At 71.6% G+C, this 22,259-nt stretch carries 22 protein-coding genes; 11 read left to right on the forward strand and 11 right to left on the reverse strand.

Annotated features, from left to right (window positions below):
- Nucleotides 1-170 precede the first annotated feature (170 nt).
- From JAO81_RS07070 to JAO81_RS07085, 4 genes are all read left to right on the forward strand, one after another.
- Nucleotides 171-599, forward strand: coding sequence for a gamma-glutamylcyclotransferase family protein (locus JAO81_RS07070; protein WP_199546902.1), 429 nt, complete (start codon nt 171-173; stop codon nt 597-599).
- 61 nt (nt 600-660) lie between these two features.
- A complete protein-coding gene (locus JAO81_RS07075; RefSeq protein ID WP_307813203.1) occupies nt 661-957 on the forward strand; it encodes an antibiotic biosynthesis monooxygenase in 297 nt (98 codons plus the stop codon).
- 53 nt (nt 958-1,010) lie between these two features.
- Nucleotides 1,011-1,409 (forward strand): ferrous iron transport protein A, encoded by a 399-nt coding sequence (locus tag JAO81_RS07080; RefSeq protein ID WP_233415014.1) that lies wholly within the window; start codon nt 1,011-1,013, stop codon nt 1,407-1,409.
- A 37-nt stretch (nt 1,410-1,446) separates the two neighbouring features.
- Nucleotides 1,447-1,734, forward strand: coding sequence for a transposase (locus JAO81_RS07085; protein WP_374194266.1), 288 nt, complete (start codon nt 1,447-1,449; stop codon nt 1,732-1,734).
- A gap of 115 nt (nt 1,735-1,849) precedes the next feature.
- On the opposite strand, the gene JAO81_RS07090 is transcribed toward JAO81_RS07085, so the two are convergent.
- The gene (locus JAO81_RS07090) at nt 1,850-2,974 is read right to left on the reverse strand and encodes an aminopeptidase P family protein (RefSeq protein WP_199546903.1); all 1,125 of its coding nucleotides are present in this window, start codon (nt 2,972-2,974) and stop codon (nt 1,850-1,852) included.
- A gap of 83 nt (nt 2,975-3,057) precedes the next feature.
- Nucleotides 3,058-3,684: a LysE family translocator gene (locus tag JAO81_RS07095; RefSeq protein WP_199546904.1), complete on the reverse strand. Its 627-nt coding sequence runs from the start codon at nt 3,682-3,684 to the stop codon at nt 3,058-3,060.
- A gap of 141 nt (nt 3,685-3,825) precedes the next feature.
- Here JAO81_RS07095 and JAO81_RS07100 point away from each other — a divergent pair, with 141 nt between their 5' ends.
- Entirely contained in the window at nt 3,826-4,575 is a 750-nt protein-coding gene (locus tag JAO81_RS07100; protein ID WP_199546905.1) for a metallophosphoesterase, read from the forward strand.
- 48 nt (nt 4,576-4,623) lie between these two features.
- Here the strand turns inward: JAO81_RS07100 and JAO81_RS07105 are convergent, their stop codons facing one another.
- The gene (locus JAO81_RS07105) at nt 4,624-5,238 is read right to left on the reverse strand and encodes a PDZ domain-containing protein (RefSeq protein WP_199546906.1); all 615 of its coding nucleotides are present in this window, start codon (nt 5,236-5,238) and stop codon (nt 4,624-4,626) included.
- Between the two features lie 88 nt (nt 5,239-5,326).
- Between JAO81_RS07105 and JAO81_RS07110 the strand changes: the two genes are divergently transcribed.
- The gene (locus tag JAO81_RS07110) at nt 5,327-7,237 is read left to right on the forward strand and encodes a P-loop ATPase, Sll1717 family (protein WP_199546907.1); all 1,911 of its coding nucleotides are present in this window, start codon (nt 5,327-5,329) and stop codon (nt 7,235-7,237) included.
- 174 nt (nt 7,238-7,411) lie between these two features.
- Here JAO81_RS07110 and JAO81_RS07115 read toward each other — a convergent pair whose 3' ends face one another.
- From JAO81_RS07115 to JAO81_RS07130, 4 genes are all read right to left on the reverse strand, one after another.
- A complete protein-coding gene (locus tag JAO81_RS07115) occupies nt 7,412-8,212 on the reverse strand; it encodes an alpha/beta fold hydrolase (protein ID WP_199546908.1) in 801 nt (266 codons plus the stop codon).
- Nucleotides 8,213-8,345: 133 nt separating this feature from the next.
- Nucleotides 8,346-9,185: an ABC transporter permease gene (locus JAO81_RS43330; protein WP_267912984.1), complete on the reverse strand. Its 840-nt coding sequence runs from the start codon at nt 9,183-9,185 to the stop codon at nt 8,346-8,348.
- The gene (locus JAO81_RS07125; protein WP_199546909.1) at nt 9,178-10,722 is read right to left on the reverse strand and encodes an ABC transporter permease subunit; all 1,545 of its coding nucleotides are present in this window, start codon (nt 10,720-10,722) and stop codon (nt 9,178-9,180) included. Before JAO81_RS07125 ends, JAO81_RS43330 begins: the two co-directional genes overlap by 8 nt.
- Nucleotides 10,719-11,711, reverse strand: coding sequence for an ABC transporter ATP-binding protein (locus tag JAO81_RS07130; RefSeq protein WP_199546910.1), 993 nt, complete (start codon nt 11,709-11,711; stop codon nt 10,719-10,721). Before JAO81_RS07130 ends, JAO81_RS07125 begins: the two co-directional genes overlap by 4 nt.
- 110 nt (nt 11,712-11,821) lie before the next feature.
- Between JAO81_RS07130 and JAO81_RS07135 the strand changes: the two genes are divergently transcribed.
- The 3 genes from JAO81_RS07135 to JAO81_RS07145 all read left to right on the forward strand — a co-directional run bounded on the left by JAO81_RS07135 (nt 11,822) and on the right by JAO81_RS07145 (nt 15,207).
- Nucleotides 11,822-13,021: a sensor histidine kinase gene (locus JAO81_RS07135; RefSeq protein WP_307813206.1), complete on the forward strand. Its 1,200-nt coding sequence runs from the start codon at nt 11,822-11,824 to the stop codon at nt 13,019-13,021.
- Nucleotides 13,018-13,677: a response regulator transcription factor gene (locus tag JAO81_RS07140; RefSeq protein ID WP_199546912.1), complete on the forward strand. Its 660-nt coding sequence runs from the start codon at nt 13,018-13,020 to the stop codon at nt 13,675-13,677. Before JAO81_RS07135 ends, JAO81_RS07140 begins: the two co-directional genes overlap by 4 nt.
- A 153-nt stretch (nt 13,678-13,830) precedes the next feature.
- Nucleotides 13,831-15,207, forward strand: coding sequence for an Ig-like domain-containing protein (locus JAO81_RS07145; protein WP_233415015.1), 1,377 nt, complete (start codon nt 13,831-13,833; stop codon nt 15,205-15,207).
- An 83-nt stretch (nt 15,208-15,290) separates the two neighbouring features.
- Here JAO81_RS07145 and JAO81_RS07150 read toward each other — a convergent pair whose 3' ends face one another.
- The 3 genes from JAO81_RS07150 to JAO81_RS07160 form a co-directional block, all read right to left on the reverse strand.
- Nucleotides 15,291-16,052, reverse strand: coding sequence for a DUF4239 domain-containing protein (locus tag JAO81_RS07150; protein WP_199546913.1), 762 nt, complete (start codon nt 16,050-16,052; stop codon nt 15,291-15,293).
- A 61-nt stretch (nt 16,053-16,113) separates the two neighbouring features.
- Complete coding sequence (locus JAO81_RS07155; protein WP_199546914.1) at nt 16,114-16,710, reverse strand: hypothetical protein; 597 nt, start codon at nt 16,708-16,710, stop codon at nt 16,114-16,116.
- Nucleotides 16,711-16,832: 122 nt separating this feature from the next.
- Complete coding sequence (locus JAO81_RS07160) at nt 16,833-17,729, reverse strand: ion transporter (RefSeq protein WP_199546915.1); 897 nt, start codon at nt 17,727-17,729, stop codon at nt 16,833-16,835.
- Between the two features lie 300 nt (nt 17,730-18,029).
- Here JAO81_RS07160 and JAO81_RS07165 point away from each other — a divergent pair, with 300 nt between their 5' ends.
- Nucleotides 18,030-19,046 carry a lysylphosphatidylglycerol synthase transmembrane domain-containing protein gene (locus JAO81_RS07165; protein WP_307813207.1) on the forward strand — a complete coding sequence of 339 codons (1,017 nt, stop codon included), beginning with the start codon at nt 18,030-18,032 and terminating at the stop codon, nt 19,044-19,046.
- A gap of 28 nt (nt 19,047-19,074) precedes the next feature.
- Here the strand turns inward: JAO81_RS07165 and JAO81_RS07170 are convergent, their stop codons facing one another.
- Complete coding sequence (locus JAO81_RS07170; protein WP_199546917.1) at nt 19,075-19,488, reverse strand: Fur family transcriptional regulator; 414 nt, start codon at nt 19,486-19,488, stop codon at nt 19,075-19,077.
- Nucleotides 19,489-19,770: 282 nt separating this feature from the next.
- On the opposite strand from JAO81_RS07170, the gene katG reads away from it, so the two are divergent.
- The gene (gene katG / locus JAO81_RS07175; RefSeq protein ID WP_199546918.1) at nt 19,771-21,963 is read left to right on the forward strand and encodes a catalase/peroxidase HPI; all 2,193 of its coding nucleotides are present in this window, start codon (nt 19,771-19,773) and stop codon (nt 21,961-21,963) included.
- Nucleotides 21,964-22,259 lie beyond the last annotated feature (296 nt).

The following is a 22,259-nucleotide window of genomic DNA, read 5'->3' on the forward strand; positions in this document are numbered from 1 at the left end:
CGGCGGGGCGCGGGCCAACGGCCCCCGCCCCCCCCCCCGCCGTCCACTCTACGACCCCGGACCGTAGAACCGCCGCAAACGTCCGCACCCGTCACGCACCTGCCCGGCCACCGTCCCGCAGGTGCCGCACCTCCCGGAGCGATATGCACCCCGCCACTTCACAAGGCCCCATGACCCTTTTCGTGTACGGAACCCTGCTCTTCGACCCGGTTCTCGAAGCCCTGTTGGGCCGGATTCCGCAGCGCTTGCCGGCCGCGGCTCCCGGCTGGCGCGTGGCCGCCATGGAGGGGCGTGTCTATCCCGGCCTCGTGGCCGCGCCGGGGACCGAGGCACCCGGTGTCCTGCTCACCGACCTCGGCCGCAGGGAGTGGGCGATCATCGCCCGCTACGAGGAGGAGGGATTCGCTCTGCGGGAGATCACCTTGAGCTCCGGCCGACGCGCGCTCACCCATGTGTGGCTGGGCACCCGCGTCCGCGAGGAGAACTGGGATCCGCAGGTGTTCGAGTGCTACCACCTGCCGGGATTCGTCGCGTGGTGCGCGTCCGTCGCCCCGGAGCTGACGGCCGAGGCCGACCGGCACAAGCACTGCCACCCGTAGACGCCGAGGTCCGCCGGCGAACCGAGGACACCGCGGCCGCCCCTGTGGCAGGCTGGCCGGCGTGATCATCAGGGTGAGCGAGGCACGTGTCCGTCCCGAGCGGTTCGAGGCGTTCCGCGAGTGGATCCTCTCGGCGGTCCGCGACTGGCCCGACCGCTACCCCGGCCTGGTGGACCACGAGGTGCTTGTCGCGCCGCCCGACTCGCTGCTCTATGTGAGCCGTTGGCGCGGCGAGCAGGACCTGGTCGCCTACGCCGGCGAGGGCTGGCGCGACCAGCCCGTGGTGCTTCCGGGCGAGGACGAGTACCTCACCGCACCCCTCGAGGTACGGCACTTCACGGTCGCGGCGCTGGACTGAGCTTGTTCCTTGTCTTCTGGTGACCCGGAAGTGGTGCGGGCAGAGTGGGCGGCATGACAGACAGCGAGGACGTACCAGCGGCCCCGGCAGCCAGCCCGCCGCCGCCAGGTTCCCGCCCTGTTCCTGCGGAGGTCGGCGATCGCCAGGCGATAGAGCACGTCTCCAGTCGTCCCTTGAGGCAGGCATGGCCGACTCGTGCACTCGCACCGGGCAGCCGGGTCACGGTCGTTCGCGACCAGGACTGGGATGGTCCTTGGCAGGTCGAGTTTGCTGGAACGATCGATGCCATGGGCGCGCCCGAACCCGACGAACATGCCCAGTCGCTCAGCGGCGAGCTGCTGTACTGGGTGACCTTCGACGCGCCGCAATACGACTGCGACGGGGCCGGCCCCTATCGCAAGGCCCAGATCTGGGGTCGCTTTCTACGGGCCGAGCGAGAGCCTGAAGCGTAGATCCGCACCTCATGTCCCGCTCGAATCCTCCGTCGGACTGGGTCGCTCACTTGGGGATTCGCCGAAGGGGGGCGGACGCCAGGTCCTGGCCGTCGATGTCTCACCGTGGCTCCGCTCGGGCGCGCCGAGCTCAGCCGACCGGCTGTTCTGCCACGTCTACGGCCACGCGAAAACGGCCTCGCAGTTCATCCCCGGCTGGCCCTACTCCTTCGTCGCCCGGCTGGAGCCGGGCGCCACGTCCTTGACCGCGGACCTCGACGCGGTCCGGCTCGGCCCCGCGGACGACGACCGCGGTCACCGCCGACCAGCTCCGAGGAGTCGTTGAACGACTCATCACCGCGGGCAGTGGCAGGCCGGGGACCCGCGGATGCACGGCGTCAACGGTCGGCCGCCCAAGCACGGCCCAGAGTTCCGCTTCACCAAGCCGGAGACCCGGCCCGCTACCCGACGACGGCCAGCTCGCGGGAGGTGGCGTTCAGTCGCCGTCCGCCGTCCTGCGTGACGGTCACGATGTCCTCGATCCGTACGCCGAAGCGGCCCGGCAGATAGATCCCGGGCTCGACCGAGAAGCACATCCCGGGCACGAGCGGTTGCTCCTCGCCCTCGATCATGTACGGCGGTTCATGCGTGGTGACACCGATGCCGTGCCCGGTCCGGTGGATGAAGTACTCGCCGTATCCGGCCTCGTCGATCACCGCACGCGCGGCCCGGTCCACCTCCTGGCAGGCGATCCCCGGGCGTACGGCCGCGCACCCGGCCTCCTGAGCCTCGCGCACGATGTCGTGCACCCTCCGCTCCTCGTCGGTGGGTTCGCCGACATGGACCGTACGGGAGGTGTCCGAGCCGTAGCCGTGCATCAGTCCGCCGAAGTCGAGGACGATCATGTCGCCGTGCTTGATGACCCGTTCACCCGCCTCGTGGTGCGGATTGGCGCCGTTCGGACCCGAGCCGACCACGGTGAAGTCGACCTGTTCGTGCCCGAACTGCCGCAGCAGGTCGGCGAGATCACCGGCGACCTCCAGTTCGCGGCGGCCGGCGAACCGTGCCTTCTTGATCTCCTCGTACGTGGCGTCGGCGGCGGCGCCCGCGGCAGCGAGCCGCTCCAGTTCGTGGGCGTCCTTGACCCCGCGCAGCATCGGCAGGCACGCGGTCAGCGGGGTGTACGTGGTGCCCGGGAGCTGGCCCTGGATGCCGAGCAGATGCAGCGCCCAGGTGTTGTCGCTGACGCCGAAGCGGCCGTCGACATCGAGCAGCGGTGCGGTCACGGCGTAGGGGTCCTTGCCGTCGGTCCAGTCGCGCAGCGTCAGCGCGGGCGCTCCGGCGGCCTTCTCGGCGTCGGGCGCTTCGAGGGTCGGGACGACGAGCACGGGGTCCTGCCCGGCCGCGAGCACCAGCATCGTGAGCCGCTCGGTCTCGGCGGGCGGCCGGTACCCGGTGAGCCACACCATGTCGGGACCGGGCGCGATCAGGACCCCGGCAAGACCCGCATCGGCCGCGGACTGCGCCGCGCGCTCCATCCGGGCCCGGTAGTCGTCGGCGGTGAACGGCGCGGGGGCGGTGGACATCGCGGGCTCCTCGGAGGGTACGGGCTTCGACGGACCCATCCTCCCTCCGGTGATCGAGGGGACGCGAGCGGAAATCGGCCCGTTCAGCCGTCGAGTGCGAGGCGCGCGCCCAGGGCAAGGAGCACTCCGCCGGAGATCTGCTCCAGACGCCTGCGCACATGGGCCCGCGACAGATAGGTCTTCATCCGGCCCACGCACCACACGTACACGCCGTAGTAACCCACCTCGAACACGGCCCAGATCGCGGCCAGCGCGATCATCGCGGGCAGCTCGGGAGCGCCCGCGGGGACGAACTGCGGCAGGAAGGACATCGCGAAGATCGCGGCCTTGGGGTTGGCGAGATTGAGAAGGAGCCCGCCTCGGTACGAGGACCAGCCGGACCGCTCCGGCGCCTCCCAGCCCTCGGCCCCGCCCCCGTCCTTCTTCCGCTTCCTGGCGGCCCACAGCGTCTGCGCGCCGAAGACCACGAGGACCACGGCGCCGACGATGCGCATCACGTCGTACGCGAACTGCGAGGCGGCGAGCAGGGCGGTGAGGCCGAGGGCGGCGACGACGCCCCAGACGAAGACGCCGGTCTCGTTGCCGAGCACGGTCAGAAAGCCGGAACGCCGGCTGCGCAGCGAGTTCTTGATGATCAGCACGGTGCTCGGGCCGGGGGACGCGGCTATGAGGGTGCAGGCGCCGAGGAAGGCGAGGAGGGTGCTCAGCATGGGGCCATCGTGCCTGGCCCGGGTGCGCCACGGCCACGTCGTTTTCGTACGAAGCGCGCGGCGGGCTCTCGTGCGGACCTTGCACTTCCCTTCGGGTTAACGGTTAGATCGCCCTGAACCATTAAGCGACTTGGAGGCCCCATGCTCGTCCTCGCCCAGATCAGCGATCTCCACCTCGACGGAACGGACCGTGCCCGCGAGCGCGCCGCCCGCGTGATCGCGCGGCTGCGGGGGATACCCGTGGACGCCCTCCTGGTGACCGGGGACATCGCGGACCACGGCGCCGCGGCCGAGTACGAGGAGGCCGCGGGACTGCTTGCCGGTATGCCGTATCCGGTCCTGACCTGCCCCGGCAATCACGATGCCCGCGAGGCCTACCGCAAGGCGCTGCTCGGGCAGGCCGCATCGGACGCGCCCGTGAACAGCGTCGAGGTCATCCACGGGAGGGCCGTCCTGATGTGCGACTCGAGCATCCCGGGACAGGACGACGGACGGCTCTCCCCCGACACGTACGACTGGATCGAGCGCACCCTGGACGGACTGGGCGCCGACGTCCCGGCCCTGCTCGCGTTCCACCACCCGCCCCTCGCGCTGCACGCCCCGCTGCCCGACTCGTATCCGCTGCACGAGCCCGAGCGCCTCGCGGAGCTGCTCGAACGGCGTCCGCAGATCCGGGCGTTGATCACCGGCCATGCCCACACCCCGGCCGCCACGGTCTTCGCCGGCCGCCCCCTGGCCGTCGGCCCGGGCGTGACCTGGACGCTGCGGCTGCCCTGGGAGGGCGACGCGGTGGCCGACCGCGCCGCCGATCCCGGTTTCGCGCTCCATGTCCTGGACGACGAGGGCCGGTTGACCACGCACTTCCGCAGCGTGCGGGCGCCCCTCGGGTGACGAGCCCCGAAGGGTCCGCCTACGCGACCGCCCCCGACCCGGCCCCGCTCACGTGACCACTCCTGGGATGACGGCCAGGACCTGACGGTTCCCGTTCTCGTGCCGTACGCCGATGGCCACCTCCTTGCCCGGCCGGGCGGCGGCGACCGCGCGGGCCAGGTCCTGGGCCGAGCCGACCGGCTTGCCCGCGAACGACGTGACCACATCGCCGCGGACCAGACCCGCACTGTAGCCGGGCCCCGGCTGGTGGACGCCCACCAGGCGGGCTCCCTTGTCCGAGGCCGGATCCACCGCCTCGACCCCGATGGTCGCGGGCGCGGGGGCGACCGACTCGCCCCGGCCGCCCTGGGGTTGGGTCCCCGTGGACGCGCCGGCCTCCTTCCCCGGCGCCCCGGACTTCCCGGGCTGCCCCGGCTTCCCGGCGGACGGGGGCGCCCCCTGCGCCGCCGCCTGCTTCTGCAGATCGGCGAGTTTGCTCATGCCGATCACCGTGGCTCCCACCGTCCCGAGCCCGATCCCCGCGAGCACGAGGACGAGCGCGATCACGGTCGCACCGAGTACGGTTCTGAACCGCCTGGCACGCCGCCGTACGGCATGCGGACGGTGTCCCGGCGCGGGTGCGCGGCCGGGCATCGGCTTGGGTCGCAACACTGTCTGCTCCATGGCTGGCCTCCGCGGAATGCTCTACCCTGCGGGCCGCCGCGGGACGATTCACGAACGAGTGACAAGCCGTCACAGCGCAGGGGGACACATGACCGAACCGTCCGTCGTCGAACGGCTGTACTTCGGCCACGACGAGGCCGAACAGGACATGGCAAACGGGCTGTTGCGGGCGGGTTTCCTGCAGACCGCCGCGTACGACGCCGCCGTGTCCGGGCGCAAGATGCTGATCATCGGGCGCAAGGGGTCCGGCAAGAGCGCGATCTGTGTGCACCTGGGCGAGCAGGGCGGACACGAGGGCGCGACGGTCACGATCACACCGGACGACGCGGCCGGCGACGAGATCCGGCGGTTCGAGCTCGAAGGGCTCTCCGGCGATACGGCCAAGTCGCTGATCTGGCGGTATGTGTTCGCGGTGCACGCGGCCCGCCATCTGACCGTGCACGCACGGGAGTTCCACGGGCGGCGCGAGCCGGACTCGGTCAAGGATCTGCGGAAGTTCCTGCGGGACAACGGTGAGCTGCCGGGCGCGCGGCTCGCCGACTTCGCCGCCCAGGGCCGGGACCGGCTGCAGGCGGCGGGGCTGCAGCTGGGCGCGTTCGGCTTCCAGATCGGGGTGGACCTGGGGCATGCCGCGTCCGAAGGGGCACGCGCGGGGCGGCAGTTGGAGGTGCTCGAGGAGCATGTGGCGCTCGCCTTCCGCGACCTGGGATGCGCCGGGTCCCATCAGCCGCTGCTGCTGCTCGTGGACCAGCTGGAGAAGGTCTGGTCGGCGCAGGCGGACGCCAACTCGATGGTGATCGGGCTGCTGCTCGCCGCGAAGGACGTCGCGGTGAAGTACCCGGGCGCGGTGCGCTGTCTGGTCTTTCTGCGCTCCGACATCTATGACTCGCTGACCTTCGGCGAGGGCGACAAGTTCCGCAGCTACGAGATGCGGATCGACTGGCCGGTCGCCCAGCTGCGCCGGCTCGCGCTGTCCCGAGCCCGCGCCTCGGTGCATCCGGCGCTCGGCGAGGCCGAGTTGTGGCAGGAGGTCTTCCCGCGCCAAGTCGAGGGCGAGGAGACGCCCTCGTATCTCTTTTCGCGGACGCTGCCGAGGCCGCGCGACGCCATCCAGTACCTGAACCTGTGCCGGGACCGTGCCCTGCAGAACGGGCGCGGGCAGATCACCGAGAGCGATGTGGTCGAGGCCGGCCGGCAGTTCTCGGCGTGGAAGCTGCAGGATCTGGCCCTGGAGTACCTCGTCGCGCACCCGTTCCTCGAGTCGCTCCTCGGGCTCTTCACGAACACGGGATATGTGGTGACCCGTGCCGCGCTGCAGAGCCGGCTGGTCCAGGAGCGCGCGGAGCTGGAGCGCCGCTATCCCGCGTACACCGAGTCGTTCACCCCCGAGGTCGTGATCGGCATCCTCTACTCCGTCGGCTTTCTCGGGGTCAGACGAGGCGAGGAGATCGTCTACGCGGGCGGGTTCGACCGGCCGTTGCAGGCGGGCGAGAAGGAGTTCCACATCCACCCGTGCTTCCGGGAGGCCCTGGGTGCGCACGACGCGGTGCCGATCACTCCGTACAGCGCGGCGCTGCGCGTCCCCGGTCTGAGCGGGCGCTCCACCTCACCGGACCGCGACTTCGAGCTGCTGCGGGGGGTGGCCGGCGCATGTGACGGCGTCCTGCGCCTGATCTCCCGGGCCGAAGGCCTGCCCGCCGACACCCGGCAGGACCTCGCCACGGAGGTGCAGCGGCTGCGGCGGGAGACCCTGGACGCGCTCGACGACCCGCGGGGCCCGGCGGCCGGACCGCTCCAGGACGCCGAAGGTCATGTCTCGGGGGCGGTCGGGCATCTGCGGCGCTGGGCCTCGGCGCTGCGGGACTGCGGCCTGGAGGACCGGGCCGGCGAGATCGGCGCCCAGGCGCTCGCCCGCCGCCTCGACTCCCAGGCCACGGGTCTGTACGCGCGCCTGGGCGGCTTCACGGGCAGCACGGGCGAGGGCAACTCGAGCGGCTGAGCGGGTAGTTCACCCCCGCGCCTGCGCCGGGCGCAGGGGTTCAGGGGGCAGGGGTTCAGGGGGCAGGGGTTCAGAGGCGGAGAGGCGGAGAGGCGGAGAGGCGGAGACGCAGGGACGCAGGGACGCAGGGACGCAGGGACGCAGGGACGCAGGCGAGGATTCAAGGACACGCGCTCAGCCGGGCACCCCTGGCTCCGCCACCTCCAGGGCCTGCCGCACCGCCTCCGCGAACCCCTGCGGATTGTCGATCATCATGTTGTGCCCGGCCCGCGGTACGTCCACGACCGGAACCCCCGCCGCCGCCATCAGATCGGTCTCCGCGTCGGGGCGGGTCCGCTCCCCCACGATGAAGGCCCGCGGCTGCTCCAGCTCCATGAAAAGTGCGCCCCAGCTCGGGTCCGTACCCTCGACGAGGGCCGTGGCGCTGCGGTGCAGGGCGCGGGCGTCGGCGAGGCGGAGGCGGGCCGCGTCGAGGGGGAGCTTCGCGCCCGCCACCATCCGTGCGAAGCCCTCGGTGACGAATGCTTCCTCGTCCTGCTCGGCGACCACACGGCTGAAGAAGCCGCCGCCGGGGAAGAGGTTCGGTTCCGCGACCACCAGTGTGGCGATCAAGTCGGGCCGTGCGGCGGCCAGTTCGATGGCGACCGCACCGCCCATCGAGTGCCCGATCAGCTCCACGGCGCGCAGGCCGGCCCGCTCGATGACCGCGGCCACCGCGTCGGCCTGCTCGCGCATCCGGTAGCCGAAGTCCGCGGGGCGGTCGCTGTGCCCATGACCGAGCAGGTCGACGAGGAGACTGCTGCGGCCGGCCAGGGGCGGCCGGGTGGCGACCTCGGCGAAGTCGGGTGCGCCGTTGCATCCGATGCCGTGGACGTAGACCCGGGCCGGTCCCGCCTCCCCCGCGGCCGGGTTCAGATGGATCCAGCGGATCCAGGCCCCGGCTTCCCCGGCGTCCGGCAGAAACAGCTCTCGCACCTCGGCACCTCCGTCGCGTAGCCCGAACGGCCATGTTAGGCGGGAGGACTGACAGGACCGCGCCCTGCCGCCCGCCGCTCCACCGCCGCCGGCCCCCGCCCCGACGCCACCGCGCCCTCACGCACCCGAACCCTCACGCATCCCTCCCCCGCAGCACCCCCCACCCGATCCCCAGCACCCCGGCCGCCCACAACGCCGCCACCCCGAGCCCCGCCCACGGCCCGATCGGCAGCGCCTCCAGGTTGCGGGTGGCCAGAACCGAGAGCCCAGCCGACGTGGGCGATAGGCGCTGGGCCGTCTCCACCCAGTCGGGGTCCGCCAACAGGCTTGCCACCAGCGGGAATCCGTACAGGAGGAAGAGCACCGCGGTGAGCGTGCCCGCCGTGTCGCGCAGGGCCGCGCCGAGGCCGAGCCCGATCAGGGCCACGAGGACGAAGTAGAGGACGGCGCCGACGGCGGCCCGCAGGGTCGGCCCGTCCCCGAGGCTGATCGGCGGATAGCCGGCCGCGGAGGTGAACCCGGCGTCCTGGACGAGCACCCGCCCCGCGTACAGCGAGCCGAGCACCGAGACGACGCCCACCAGCGCCGCGAGCCCCGCCACGACCACGGCCTTGGCGGCGAGCAGCCGCAGCCGGGACGGCACTGCCGCGAGGGCCGTACGGATCGTCCCCGTGCCGTACTCCGCGGTGATCACGAGCACCCCGAACACGGCCATGGCGGCCTGTCCGACCCAGACCCCGGTGAGGCTGAGTTTGACTGTGTCCTCGTCGCAGGTGCGCCGCTCGAGGCAGTCGCCGACCGAGACCGCCCCGGTGGTCAGGGCCCCGACGCCGACCGTGCACACGACGATGGCGATCAGCAGCCACCAAGTGCTGGTCAGCGTACGGAGTTTCGTCCACTCGGAGCGCACCGTGTCGGCCATCCGCCCTGTACCCCGCGCGGCCGCCGAGGCGGTGAGCAGGGCCTCAGACATCCCGCCTCCGTACCCGCCAGACCGCGAGACCGAGCACGGCCACCGTGTACAGGAGCAGGGTGCCGATCCCCAGCCAGGGGCCTTGCGGATAGCAGCCCTCCTCGGGCAGGCACAGGCTCGCCACCTGGTCGTAGCGCGTGGCCGTGTCCTGGATCGCGAAGCCGGCGAGCGGCGTGACCTGCTGCAGGAACTGGGCGAATCCGAGCGGCAGCGCGGTGATCAGGATCAGCGGCGCCACGAAGAGCACCACGACGGTGGAGATGGCCGCGGCGGTGTGACGGAAGAGCGCACCGAGTCCGAGCGCGAGCACCGCGATCAGGGCGAGCAGCACGGCCGAGCCGATCACGGCGCGCAGCACCGGGCCGTCGGTGAGGCTCAGTTCGGGGAACTGGGGCGGCTTGTGCCCGTTGGCCCGCAGGATCGGCTGTGCGATCAGGAAGGACACCGCGGTCGCGACCAGACCGGCGACGAAGGTGACCGCGCCGACGACCACGGCCTTGGCGACAAGGACCCGGCCGCGCCGCGGACTCGCCGCGAAGGTCGTACGGATCATGCCGCGCCGGTACTCGGCGGTGATGAACAGGACGCCGAGCGCCGCGACGAGCACCAGGCCGAGCTGGGTGCCGCTGAGGCTCATCATGGCGAGATCGCCGATGTTCTGGGTGGGCGCGATGTCCCCGGAGCCGGTGACCGTGAACGTGCCGCCCGACTCGCTGGACTCACCCGGCTCCTTCGGAGCGCCCGGGTCGACCACGCCGCCCGGGGATTCACCGATGTCCGTGTGCTGCCAGCCGCCCTGCGCCCCGCTGACGGAGACGTTGTCGAACGCGGCGGTGGAGCGCGAGGGCCGGTCGCCGACGGAGGCCGAGCCGAACTGCCGGTCGATCACGGTGATCATGGGCGAGGCGACGAACATGCCGATCTGCACGGTCCCGGTCAGCTCCGGAAGCTCCGCCACACCGACCTTCGTCCACTCCTTGCCGTCCGCCGACTGGTATCCGGTGAGCGCCGTGCCGTCCCGGGTCAGCCGCAGCCAGCGCGGCTCGTCGACGGAGGCGGCGCCGCCGGACTTGTCGTGCACGAAGTCGTACTGCATCCGCACGCCGTGCTCCGGCGTGAGCATCATCGCGGCATACGAGGACCCCTGGGCCTCGCTCTTCTTGACGAGCACACCCGCCTTGGCCCACTCGGGCGTGACCTTCGTATCGGTCCTGAAGTCCGCGACCCGCACCGTGATCGTGCCGTCCGCGGGCAGGCTCTGGTGGACGTACCGGAAGGAGTCGAGGATCTGTTCGCCGCCTGGCCCCGTGGGCGCGGGCGGCCGGTCGCCGCCGCCGAGGTTGACGCTCGAACTGGACGCGGCGAACAGGGAGATGAACACGATCACGAGCACCGCACCGAGCAGCGTGAGATTCCACCGCAGTACGGTCCGCAGCTTCGTCCACTCCGACCTGAGCAGCTGGGTGAACCCGTCGCGGCCGGCCGGGACGGCGCTGGAGCGGTACGGAGTGACCGGCGGGGTCTTGGTGTCGGTCATCGCACGTCCTCCTCGCCCGGCGTGGCGGCCGCGGACCCGTCCACCGAAGTGGTCGCGAATTCGTCCACCGGAGCGGCCGCGAACTCCAGGGCGTCCCCGGTCAGTTCCATATACGCCTCTTCGAGCGTGGCCCGGTGCGCGGAGATCCCGGAGAACGGCACCCCCGCCGCGCTGAGCAGCCGGACTACCTTCTCGGCGTCGGGCCCGGACACGGTGAGCGTGTCCCGCCCGGTCGCCGCGACCGTGGCCCCGGCGGCGGCGAGCACGGTCATCGCCTCCGTACGGGCGCTCGTGCGCAGGGCGACCCGGTCCGCGGACGCGGCCGCGAGCAGTTCGCGCACGCTGGTGTCGGCGATGACCCGGCCGCGGCCGATCACCACCAAGTGGTCGGCGCTGTCCTCCAGTTCGCTCATCAGATGGCTGGAGACCAGGACCGTGCGCCCCTCGCGGGCCAGCGAGCGCAGGAAGCCGCGGATCCAGCGGATGCCCTCCGGGTCGAGCCCGTTGACGGGCTCGTCGAAGAGCAGCACCGGCGGATCGCCGAGCAGCGCACCGGCGATCCCGAGGCGCTGCCGCATCCCGAGCGAGTAGCCGCCGGCCCGGCGGGGGGCGGCGGAGGGGGGGGCCACCTGTTCGAGGGCCTCGTCGACCCGCCGTACCGGGAGACGGTGCGAGGGCGCGAGCCACAGGAGGTGGTCGCGGCCGCGGCGGCTGGGATGCACGGCGGCCGCATCGAGCATGGCGCCGACCTCGTGGAGCGGGGTGCGCAGGGCCCCGTAGCGGCGTCCGCCGATCAGCGCCTCGCCGCCGTCGGCCGAATCCAGGCCGAGCATGATCCGCATGGTGGTCGACTTGCCGGCGCCGTTCGGCCCGACGAACCCCGTGACCTGACCCGGGGTGACCGTGAAGGAGAGTCCGTCGAGTGCCGTGACGGATCCGAACCGCTTGCGCAGTCCGCGCACCTGGACGGTGCCATCAATGCTGTCCATGGGCAATGAGGCTAGGGACGGCCCGGCCGCCGGTCGTCACGCCATGGAGCAGTCTTCGTATCCCCCACGTGAGGGACTCCCCGGGACCTCTTCTCCGTGACAATGACCAGGTGAACGCTCCACTCGCCCGGAAGCTGCGGGCCGTGTCCACGGCCCCGGCCACCCCGCTGCGGGCCCTGTCCGCGGCGCCGGCCGCCCCGCTGCTCACCGCTGCCGTGCTCGCGGCGGCGGCCACGGTGGAGCTCGCCGTGCACGGCTATCCCGACCGGCTGCCCATCGCGCTGATCCTGGCGCTGGCGACGGCCCTGCCGCTCGCGGCCGTACGCGTCCAGCCGTTCTGGTCCGCCCTGACCTCCTCCGCGGCCGCCCTGCTCGCACTCGCCCCGTACCAGGTGTTCACGATCGCCGGCCTGCCCGCGCTCCTGGTCTGCCTCTACACGCAGGGCCGCCACGGCCCCCGCCTGCCCGCGACGCTGCTCCCGCTGCCCTTTCTCGGATACGCGGTGGCAGGCCCCGGCGACCGCCAGGTGACCGTCCTCGTCTGCCTGGGCGCACTCGCCGCGGCCGTCACCGGACTTACCCGGCGCGCCCTGGCCGAGGCGCGGGCGCACAGCGCGACCGAGCGGGCCATCGCCGAGACGCTCCAGGAGCATGCGGCCCGCGGTGAACGGGCCCGTATCGCACGGGAGTTGCACGATGTCGTGGCCCACCACATCTCGATGATCGCCGTCCAGGCCGAGACGGCCCGGCTGACCACGGCCGGAATGCCGCCGGCCGGCGCCGAACGGCTGCTCGCGATCGGCGACACGGCCCGTACCGCGCTCACCGAGATGCGCCGGCTGCTCGGCGTGCTGCGCGAGGACTCGGGGGCCGAGCCGACCCGGCGCCCGCAGCCGGGGCTCCAGGAGCTGGCCGAGCTGGTCGACGAGGCCCGCGACGCGGCCGGCGGAGCGACCCGGCTGATCGTCAGCGGCCGGATCCGCCCGCTCGACCAGGGCGTGGAGCTCACCGCGTACCGCATCGTGCAGGAGGCACTCACGAACGCGCGCCGCCATGCGCCGGGCGCGGCCGTGGATGTGACGCTCCACTACAGCCCCGGCCATCTGCGGCTGCGCGTGCGCGACAACGGCCCGGGACCGGGCCTTGCGGCCCCGCAGGGCAGCCACGGTCTGACCGGGATGCGCGAACGCGCCACCATGGTCGGCGGAAAGCTGGAGTCCGGTGCCGCACTCGGCGGCGGGTTCCACGTCACGGTGGCCCTGCCGATCCCGCCCACGGAGCAGACGCCCGACGAGGAGAAGACATCATGAGCGCCCCGCTCCGCCTGGTCATCGCCGACGACCACGAGCTCGTCCGCGCCGGCTACGCCGGGCTCCTCGCCACCCAGCCCGACTTCGAGGTGGCCGGCACGGCGAAGGACGGCGCCGAGGCCGTCCGTATCTGCCGCGAACTCACCCCGGACCTCGTCCTCATGGACGTCCGGATGCCGGTGATGGACGGGATCGAGGCGACGGCGCGGCTCGCCGACACCGGCATCCGCGTCCTGATGCTCACCACCTTCGACCTCGACGAGCACGTGTACGACGCGCTCGGCGCCGGAGCCGGCGGCTTTCTGCTCAAGGACGTCACCGCCGAGAAGCTCTTCGACGCGGTACGGGTGGTCGCCGCCGGCGAGGCGCTGCTCGCCCCGACCGTGACCCGGCGGCTGATCGCCGAGTTCGCCCGGCTGCGCCCCTCGGCCCGCCCGGCCGCCGACCTCGCGGCACTCACCCCGCGCGAGACGCAGGTGCTCCGGCTGATCGCGGAGGGCCTGTCCAACCCGGAGATCGCGGCCCGGCTGCATGTCAGCGAGGAGACCGTGAAGACCCATGTGAGCCGGGTCCTGGCCAAGCTGGGCCTGCGCGACCGTACGCAGGCGGTCGTGGCCGCGTACGAATCGGGCCTGGTCATCCCCGGCGGGCGCTGAACGCGGGCAACATCCGCTCGCGGTTACTGCGTTCGGGCTGAACCGCTCGCGCCGCGCGCCCGTTCGGGCCTCACCCGTCCGCCGGTCATTAATGATGATCTTTCATACCGGGTGCTGCTCGTGCGCCCTTCGGAGTCGTCAGGAGTCGTCACGTTGAGCGCACGTATCCGGACCTTGGGCACCGTCTCCGTGGCCACCGCCGCGCTGCTGCTTGCGGCGGCCGCGCACTCCCCCGGCACCGGCGCCGCACCGAGCGGCCCGGGCTTCGCCCCACACTTCCCCGCCGACGCCCTGCTCACCGCATCGGCCCCTCGTGACGCCCAACTCGGCGTGGACAAAAAGGGGTTGTGCCGCGCACCGGGCGGCGGCCGCGTCTGCCTGGTCAGCCACCCGGGCGCCGCCGCATGGACCGTGGCGATGCGGGAGGGCCGCAAGACGGTGCGCCAACCGGTCGCCCTGTCGGGTCCGCTCGCCCTGACGATGCGGGCCAACGGGCACATCACCGATGTCTCCGTGACCGGCCCGCGCGGCGGCGCGCTCGGCGGAAGCCTCAGCGCCGACGGCCGCACCTGGCGCTCCACCTGGGCGGTGCCGGCCGGCTTCCGCTACCGCGCGACGGTACGGACCGAAACGCCGTCCGGCACGCCCGTCGTCTCGACGCTGCACTTCCGTACCGCCGCGCCCCAAGGCCGCCGCCTCACCGCCGAGTTCGGCCCGAAGGCCGGTACGTACGGCGTGGGCCAGCCCGTCACGGCCACCCTCAACCGCGCCGTACCCGCCAAGCAGGCGGACGCCCGCACGCGGATCGAGCGGGCCCTGCGGGTGAGTTCGTCGCCGCAGGTCGAGGGTGCCTGGTACTGGGTGGACGACCAGAACCTGCACTACCGCCCGCGCTCCTTCTGGCCCGCGCACACCGAGATCACGGTGCGCAGCGCACTCGACGGCGTGAACATCGGCGACGGGGTGTACGGAGCGGGCTCCAAGCCGCTGACCATCCGGATCGGCGACCGTATCGAGGCGATCACCGACGCGTCCACGCACACCATGACCGTGCTGCGCAACGGCGAGGAGATCCGCACCATCCCGGTGACGACCGGCAAGGCCGGCTACCGCACCCGTAACGGCATCAAGACGGTGCTCGCCAAGGAGCGGCTTGTGCGGATGCGCGGGGAGGGCATCGGCATCGCCCGCGGCAGCAGCGACTACTTCGACCTCAAGGTGAACTACGCGACCCGCGTCACCTGGAGCGGTGAGTACGTGCACGCCGCCCCGTGGTCGGTCGGGTCGCACGGCGTGGCCAATGTCAGCCACGGCTGTACGGGAATGAGCATGTCCAACGCCGCGTGGTTCTTCGACCTGGTGCGCCCCGGCGACATCGTCCAGGTGATCAACAGCCTGGGCGAGGACATGACGCCGTTCGACAACGGGTACGGCGACTGGAACCTCTCCTGGAAGAAGTGGCGCAAGGGCTCCACGGTGCACGCCAAGAACAGGGTTCCGGCGGCCCCGCGGCTGGCTCCGATCGCCTGAGAAACCGGTGCCGATCGGCTGAGCAGCCGGTGCCGATCGACTGAGAAACCGGTGCCGATCGGCTGGGGACTCGGCGCCGGCGCTCAGACGCCGACGATCAACTCCTGGAAGGGTTCCGCCGATTCGGTCCCGTAGCGGCCGAAGGGCGCGTCGAAGTTCCACACCAGGAACAGCAGGAAGACGATCAGCCCGCTGAACACCCCGGCGAGCAGCAGCTCGCGCGCCGAACGCCGGATCTGCAGCGTGAAGATCAGCCCGACGATCACCACCCCGCCCGCGACCAGACCGAACCACACCACGCCCGGCAGGGTCGGTTCGGCGGCGCTCACCCGTACGTGCCGGGCATCGTCGGCGATCGCGATCTGGTCGAGAAGCGGCTGATAGGCCTGCGCCTGCAGATCGGAGGCCGGTTCCTGACGCGTGATGTCGCCGCGCACCTGAGAGAGCAGTGCGGCGCCTTGCGCTGAGGGAGCGGTGCCCGAGGTCAGTGCGGGCCACTCGCTGCGCACGGTGTGCGCGGCGTAGGCGGCGACCTGGTCGCGGATCCGGTCGCGCACCTCGGGCGGATAGACCTCCACCCGCTGCGTCACCTCGTACAGCGCCTGCGCCTCACGCCGTACGGAGTCCTCCGCGGCGCCCCTGGCCTCCCAGACCCCGGCGATCGCGAGGCCGAGCACGATCGCGTAGACCACTCCGACCATCATCACCATGTACTCGATGACATCGGGCGTCTGCGAGGTGTCGTCCTCGGGTGCCGACTTGCTGCGGTGCCGCAGCATCGGCACGGCGACGACCACGGCACACACGAAGACCATGGCGAGAGCGAGGACCAGCCATTCGGACACGGCACAACTCCTGGGGTACGGACGGTACTTGAGGCATGGGTGCGGACGTACGGGCGAGCGCTCAGGCCCGTGACGAGCGGCCCCGGCCGCCGGGCCGCAGGGCCGCGGCAGCGAGGACGGCCGGTGCGGTGACTACGGTCATCAGCGTCACGGTCGAGAAACCGCCGGGCACGGGGCGCTTGATCAGGGCCGAGCGGTAGGGGCGTACGGGGAAGGTGGGCCCGGGCGCCATGTGCGGCGGGGGCGTGGCGAGTTCGGCAGGGGCGGGCTGCTCGGCGGCCGGTGCCTCGGGAGGTCGTACCGGGGGTGCCGGGGCGACCGGAGCCGGCACCGTTCGCGCCGGCTGCTCGCGCTGACCGGGCGGCCCGGGGGCCGGTGGCTCGGCGTGGGTCTGAGGCGGGGGGACGGGGGCGGGGGCGGGACGTTCGGGAGCGGGTGCCCCGGGCGTCGGCGGCACGGGCGGGGACGGTACAGGGGCGGACGGAGGCAGAGGCGGAGGCGGGTGCGGGTGCGGTTCGGGTTCGGCCGGGCACACCTCCACCACCCCCGACACCGTCCCGTGCACCACCCCCGCGGCATCGGCGCTGACCTGCGCGGCGACCTGCACGGGGGTCAGCGCGACGAAGGCGCCCAGACCCACCAGACACAGCACAGCCATCCGCAGTCCTCGTTCCGCGCCGCCGGGATCCCACAACAAACGGTCAAAAACAAACGATCAAACGAATCAAACGATGAACCGCGCCCGATGACACGGCACGCGCCCATGAACGCGGCCGGTGTTCACCTCCGGCCGCCGTCGGCGAGCTGCGCCTGCGGTCCCGGCAGGCTCTGCTCGAGGTCGTCGAGGGCCTGGCGGGCGGCCACGATGCGCTGCCGCAGTTCCGGGAGCTCGCGGCCGGCCTGTCCGCCCCGCTCCCGCTCCTCCCGCGCCTCCTGCTGCTCCAGCTCCTTGGCCTCTTCGAGAGAGTTGATGACGACACCGATCAGCACATTGACCAGGACAAAAGAGGCCATCAGGACATACGCCCCGTAATAGAGCAGCGTCCAGCGCGAGTACGCGAGCCCCGCGTGCACCGCGTCCCCGAGCCCGTCGAGCGTCATCAGCAGGAGCAGGGTGAGCAGCGCGCGGCCGAGCGAGCCGAAGTGCGCGGGGTCGGACTCATGGAAGAAGAGCCAGCCCACCATCGCGTACACATACAGCAGCAGCGCCCCCACGAGCAGGAAGCTGAGCGTGCCGGGCAGACTGCGGGCGACCGCGACCATCAGGACGCGCAGCTGCGGCAGGAAGCGCGCGGTGCGCAGCACCCGGGCCAGACGCAGCAGCCGCAGCAGGGTGGTGTTCTCGCTCACCACCGGCAGGAACGCACAGGCGACCACGGCGAGATCGAAGAGGTTCCAGGGGTCGCGGAAGAAGTCGCGCGGCCGGTCCGCGTGGGCGCCGAACCGCAGCAGGATCTCCACGGCGAATCCGGTCAGGCAGAGATGTTCGGCGAGGCGGAGTGCCTGGCGCCATTCGGCGGCGAAACCGGAGTAGGTCTCGAGGCCGAGCAGCACCGCGTTGACCAGGATCAGGCTCATCACGGCGACCGCGAACCAGCGGGCCTCGGTGATCTCCCGGCAGCGGCGGGCCAGGAGCCGGCGGGAGGACGGCTCTCCCCATCCCGAATCGACCGACATTGCACTCCTTCACAGCACACAGACGGGTGACGGAACGAAGATCGCCCAGCGGCGCCGCCGGTCCGGTTCTGCCGCGCCGCAGTCACCCACAGGGGTGACGGATGAACCTGCGCACCGGATCCGACAGTTGACGGTGTGATGTACAGAACTGTGCATTTCACTCCGGGATGCCGATTCGTCATCAAGGATGGGAATAGCTCAAAAAGGGAACCCTTTCCTCGACTCCACCCCCCTGTGTCCAACCGGCCCGCATCTGAGGTCCCCCAGCGGCGGGCACGACGCGGAAGGATGACGTGCGCCGTGTCCCCGCTCCGGCTCGAAGAGCTGCCCGCGCCCGGGTCCGCCTCCCCGGCTCCCCTCAAGCGCCTCTCCCTCGGCCCCCTCGGCGGCCGCCAGGTCCGCCTGATCCTCAGCGTGCTGCCCGTCCTGTTCATCGGGATCTGGGCGGCCGTCGACTGGGCCGCCGTACGGGACGGCACCGCACGCCTCGCGTCCGCCGATCCGTGGTGGCTGCTCATCGGTGTGGTCTTCACCGGTCTGTGCAGCGTGAGCGCCTCGTTCATCCGCCAGGGCGCGATCCCCGAGCGCCTGCCGCCGGGGCAGCTGCTCGCCTCGCAGCTCGCCGCGGGCGCCGCCAACCACGTCCTGCCGGCCGGGCTCGGGGCGCACGCGGTCACCTTGCGGTTCCTTCAGGGCCGCGGGATCCCGCTGGCCCGGGCCACCGCGTCACTCGCGCTGTATTCGCTGGTCAAGCCGGTGGCGAAGTTCCCCCTTATCCTCGTGTTCCTGGGCGCGTTCCCGGACACGCTGCCGGTGGGGCAGCTGCTGCCGGACGGTGAGACCCTTCTCATCGTCGCCGGGTGCGTGGCCGGGGCGCTCGTGACGGCAGCGGTGGTGTTCAAGGTCGTCCGGCCCCTGCGCCGCCCCCTGCTCACCTTCATGGGCACGGCGCTCACCGACGCGCGGCTGCTGCACAGCAGGCCGAGCCGGGTGCTCGCGCTCTGGGGCGGCGCGGCCGCGCTGCCGCTGTTCCAGGCGGCGACGCTCGCCGCGGTCGCCGCGTCGCTTGGCGTGCCGCTGCCCTGGACCCACGTGATCTTCGCCCACCTCGCGGCGAGCGCGATGGTCGGAGCGGTGCCCGCGCCCGGCGGTATCGGTCCTGTGGACGCGGCGATGGTGTTCACGCTGGTCGTCTTCGGTACGCCGATGGCCCTGGCCACCGCGACCGTGATCGGCTACCGGGTGATCAGCGGCTGGCTGCCGCTGCTGCCGGGGGCGCTGGCGCTCTCCGTGCTCGTACGGAGAAAGGTCCTGTAAGCACCCGTACGGAAAACGGCACCCGGGCTCAGGCCGAGCAGGACGGGCAGACCCCGCGATAGGTGACCTCCACGGCCTCGACCGTGAAGCCGTAGCGCTCCTCGGCCGGCAGGTCCGAGAGCGGATTGCCCTGCGGGCGTACGTCCCGGATCGCGCCGCAGCCCGAGCACACCAGGTGCTGGTGGGGGCGGTGCGCGTTGGGGTCGTAGCGCTTGGCGCGGCCGTCGGTGGCGACCTCGAGGACCTCGCCGAGCGAGACCAGTTCGCCGAGCGTGTTGTAGACGGTCGCGCGCGAGATCTCCGGCAGCTTCGCGGCCGCCCGCACGTGCACCTCGTCCGCGGTCAGATGCACATGCTCACCGTCGAGCACCTCCGCCACGACACGGCGCTGCGAGGTCATCCGCCAGCCGCGGCCGCGCAGTCGCCCCAGGAGGTCGCTCATCTCGGATCACCATTCTTCTCAGTCGGTGCAGCCAGGTCGGCAGGACAAACAGGAGTGCAAGCTTTAGCGTGTTTCTTGACTTGGACTCTGTCCATTGTAGGATCAGGCTCGATGAGAGCCAAGGGACCTGGAAGGTTCCAGTTCGGCGGAGAGTACGGAGGCCACCAGCGTGGCGCCGCCGTCCGCCCCCTGTTCCGCTTGGACAGTTCTTACGCAGTACCGAGAGCTCCGCTCTTCATGCAGTAGTGAGCACCGCGATCCGCCCCGTCCGGAGGGATTTCCATGTCCGAGAACAACGAAGTCGTTGCGCCCACCGGGGGCTGCCCCGTAGCGCACGGTGAGCGCGCACTCCACCCCACCCAGGGTGGCGGCAACCAGCAGTGGTGGCCGGAGCGGCTGAACCTGAAGATCCTCGCGAAGAACCCCGCCGTGGCGAACCCGCTCGGTGAGGACTTCGACTACGCCGAGGCCTTCAACAACCTCGACCTCGCGGCCGTCAAGCGGGACATCGCCGAGGTGCTCACCACCTCGCAGGACTGGTGGCCGGCCGACTTCGGCAACTACGGCCCCCTCATGATCCGTATGGCCTGGCACTCCGCCGGCACATACCGCATCAGCGACGGCCGCGGTGGTGCGGGCGCCGGTCAGCAGCGCTTCGCGCCGCTCAACTCCTGGCCGGACAACGGCAACCTGGACAAGGCCCGCCGTCTCCTGTGGCCCGTGAAGAAGAAGTACGGCCAGTCGATCTCCTGGGCCGACCTCATGATCCTCACCGGTAACGTCGCCCTGGAGACCATGGGCTTCAAGACCTTCGGCTTCGCCGGCGGCCGCGAGGACGTATGGGAGTCCGAGGAGGACGTCTACTGGGGTCCCGAGAAGGTCTGGCTCGACGACGAGCGCTACACCGGCGACCGCGAGCTGGAGAACCCGCTCGGCGCCGTGCAGATGGGCCTCATCTACGTCAACCCCGAGGGCCCCAACGGCAACCCGGACCCGGTCGCCGCGGCCCGCGACATCCGTGAGACCTTCCGCCGGATGGCGATGAACGACGAGGAGACCGTCGCCCTCATCGCCGGTGGCCACACCTTCGGCAAGACCCACGGTGCCGGCGACGCCGACCTGGTCGGCGCCGACCCCGAGGGTGCGCCGGTCGAGGCCCAGGGCCTCGGCTGGGCCTCGACCCACGCGAGCGGCAAGGGCAAGGACGCGATCACGTCCGGCCTCGAGGTCACCTGGACCACCACGCCCGCGAAGTGGGGCCACGACTTCTTCAAGCACCTCTTCGAGTACGAGTACGAGCTCACCAAGAGCCCGGCCGGCGCCCACCAGTGGGTCGCCAAGGACGCTCCGGAGATCATCCCGGACGCCTTCGACGAGGCGAAGAAGCACAAGCCGCAGATGCTCACCACCGACCTGTCGCTGCGTTTCGACCCGGTCTACGAGCAGATCTCGCGCCGCTTCTACGAGAACCCGGAGGAGTTCGCGGACGCCTTCGCCCGCGCCTGGTACAAGCTGACGCACCGTGACATGGGTCCGATCGTCCGCTACCTCGGCCCGGAGGTCCCGTCCGAGGAGCTCATCTGGCAGGACCCGCTGCCGGCGCAGGAGGGCGCGGTCATCGACGCCGCGGACATCGCCTCCCTCAAGGAGCAGATCCTCGCCTCGGACCTGACGGTCTCGCAGCTGGTCTCCGCCGCCTGGGCCGCCGCCGCCTCCTTCCGCGGCAGCGACAAGCGCGGTGGCGCCAACGGCGGCCGTATCCGCCTCGAGCCGCAGCGCGGCTGGGAGGTCAACAACCCGGACGACCTCGCGCAGGTCCTGCGCGTCCTCGAGGGCATCAAGGCCTCGTTCGGCAAGCCGGTCTCGATCGCCGACCTGGTCGTCCTCGCGGGCACCGCGGCCGTCGAGCAGGCGGCCAAGGACGCCGGCGTCTCCGTCGAGGTGCCGTTCACGGCGGGCCGCGTCGACGCCTCCCAGGAGCAGACGGACGTCGAGTCCTTCGCCGCTCTCGAGCCGCAGTACGACGGTTTCCGCAACTACGTCGGCAAGGGCAACCGCCTGCCGGCCGAGTTCCTGCTGCTCGACCGCGCCAACCTGCTGAACCTGTCCGCTCCGGAGACGACCGTCCTCGTCGGTGGTCTGCGTGTCCTCGGCGCGAACACGGGCGGCTCGAAGCACGGCGTGTTCACCGACAAGGTCGGCACGCTGAGCAACGACTTCTTCGCCAACCTGCTCGACATGGACATCACCTGGAAGTCCACGTCCGCCGCGCAGGACGAGTTCGAGGGCCGCGACGCCTCGGGTGCCGTCAAGTGGACGGGTACCCGCGCCGACCTGGCCTTCGGCTCCAACTCCGAGCTCCGTGCCCTCGCCGAGGTGTACGCGAGCGACGACGCGAAGCAGAAGTTCGTGACGGACTTCGTCGCCGCGTGGGCCAAGGTCATGGACCTGGACCGGTTCGACGTCCGCGCCTGAGCGTTCGCCCGCTGAGGTGCGCTGACTGAGCGCTGTGGCCCTGTCCCGGGTAACTCCCGTGGACAGGGCCACAGTTGTCTTCCGGGGCGGCAGCCCAGGCGTACGGGAGTGGGGCTCACTGTGCCGTACGAGGGTGGCAGCCCACGTCGCACGGGAGCGGCCACCCGTGCGGCAAGCAGAGGCGATCGCCCGCGTCGTACAGATATGGCGCAAACCGCCCGGACACCGACAGGGACGGACCAAAATGGAGACGGCACCGCCGCATTGAACTCCGGCACGGTCCGCGCACGAGGCGG

The sequence above is a fragment of the Streptomyces sp. N35 genome (assembly GCF_016464295.1).
Classification (GTDB): domain Bacteria; phylum Actinomycetota; class Actinomycetes; order Streptomycetales; family Streptomycetaceae; genus Streptomyces.

Excerpts from the sequence above, each read along its gene's own strand:
- JAO81_RS07070 (WP_199546902.1), top strand. The coding sequence starts at position 171 with ATGACCCTTTTCGTGTACGGAACCCTGCTCTTCGACCCGGTTCTCGAA.
- JAO81_RS07080 (WP_233415014.1), top strand. The coding sequence starts at position 1,011 with ATGACAGACAGCGAGGACGTACCAGCGGCCCCGGCAGCCAGCCCGCCG.
- JAO81_RS07090 (WP_199546903.1), bottom strand. The coding sequence starts at position 2,974 with ATGTCCACCGCCCCCGCGCCGTTCACCGCCGACGACTACCGGGCCCGG.
- JAO81_RS07095 (WP_199546904.1), bottom strand. The coding sequence starts at position 3,684 with ATGCTGAGCACCCTCCTCGCCTTCCTCGGCGCCTGCACCCTCATAGCC.
- JAO81_RS07100 (WP_199546905.1), top strand. The coding sequence starts at position 3,826 with ATGCTCGTCCTCGCCCAGATCAGCGATCTCCACCTCGACGGAACGGAC.
- JAO81_RS07105 (WP_199546906.1), bottom strand. The coding sequence starts at position 5,238 with ATGGAGCAGACAGTGTTGCGACCCAAGCCGATGCCCGGCCGCGCACCC.
- JAO81_RS07110 (WP_199546907.1), top strand. The coding sequence starts at position 5,327 with ATGACCGAACCGTCCGTCGTCGAACGGCTGTACTTCGGCCACGACGAG.
- JAO81_RS43330 (WP_267912984.1), bottom strand. The coding sequence starts at position 9,185 with ATGTCTGAGGCCCTGCTCACCGCCTCGGCGGCCGCGCGGGGTACAGGG.
- JAO81_RS07125 (WP_199546909.1), bottom strand. The coding sequence starts at position 10,722 with ATGACCGACACCAAGACCCCGCCGGTCACTCCGTACCGCTCCAGCGCC.
- JAO81_RS07130 (WP_199546910.1), bottom strand. The coding sequence starts at position 11,711 with ATGGACAGCATTGATGGCACCGTCCAGGTGCGCGGACTGCGCAAGCGG.
- JAO81_RS07140 (WP_199546912.1), top strand. The coding sequence starts at position 13,018 with ATGAGCGCCCCGCTCCGCCTGGTCATCGCCGACGACCACGAGCTCGTC.
- JAO81_RS07155 (WP_199546914.1), bottom strand. The coding sequence starts at position 16,710 with ATGGCTGTGCTGTGTCTGGTGGGTCTGGGCGCCTTCGTCGCGCTGACC.
- JAO81_RS07160 (WP_199546915.1), bottom strand. The coding sequence starts at position 17,729 with ATGTCGGTCGATTCGGGATGGGGAGAGCCGTCCTCCCGCCGGCTCCTG.
- JAO81_RS07170 (WP_199546917.1), bottom strand. The coding sequence starts at position 19,488 with ATGAGCGACCTCCTGGGGCGACTGCGCGGCCGCGGCTGGCGGATGACC.
- katG (WP_199546918.1), top strand. The coding sequence starts at position 19,771 with ATGTCCGAGAACAACGAAGTCGTTGCGCCCACCGGGGGCTGCCCCGTA.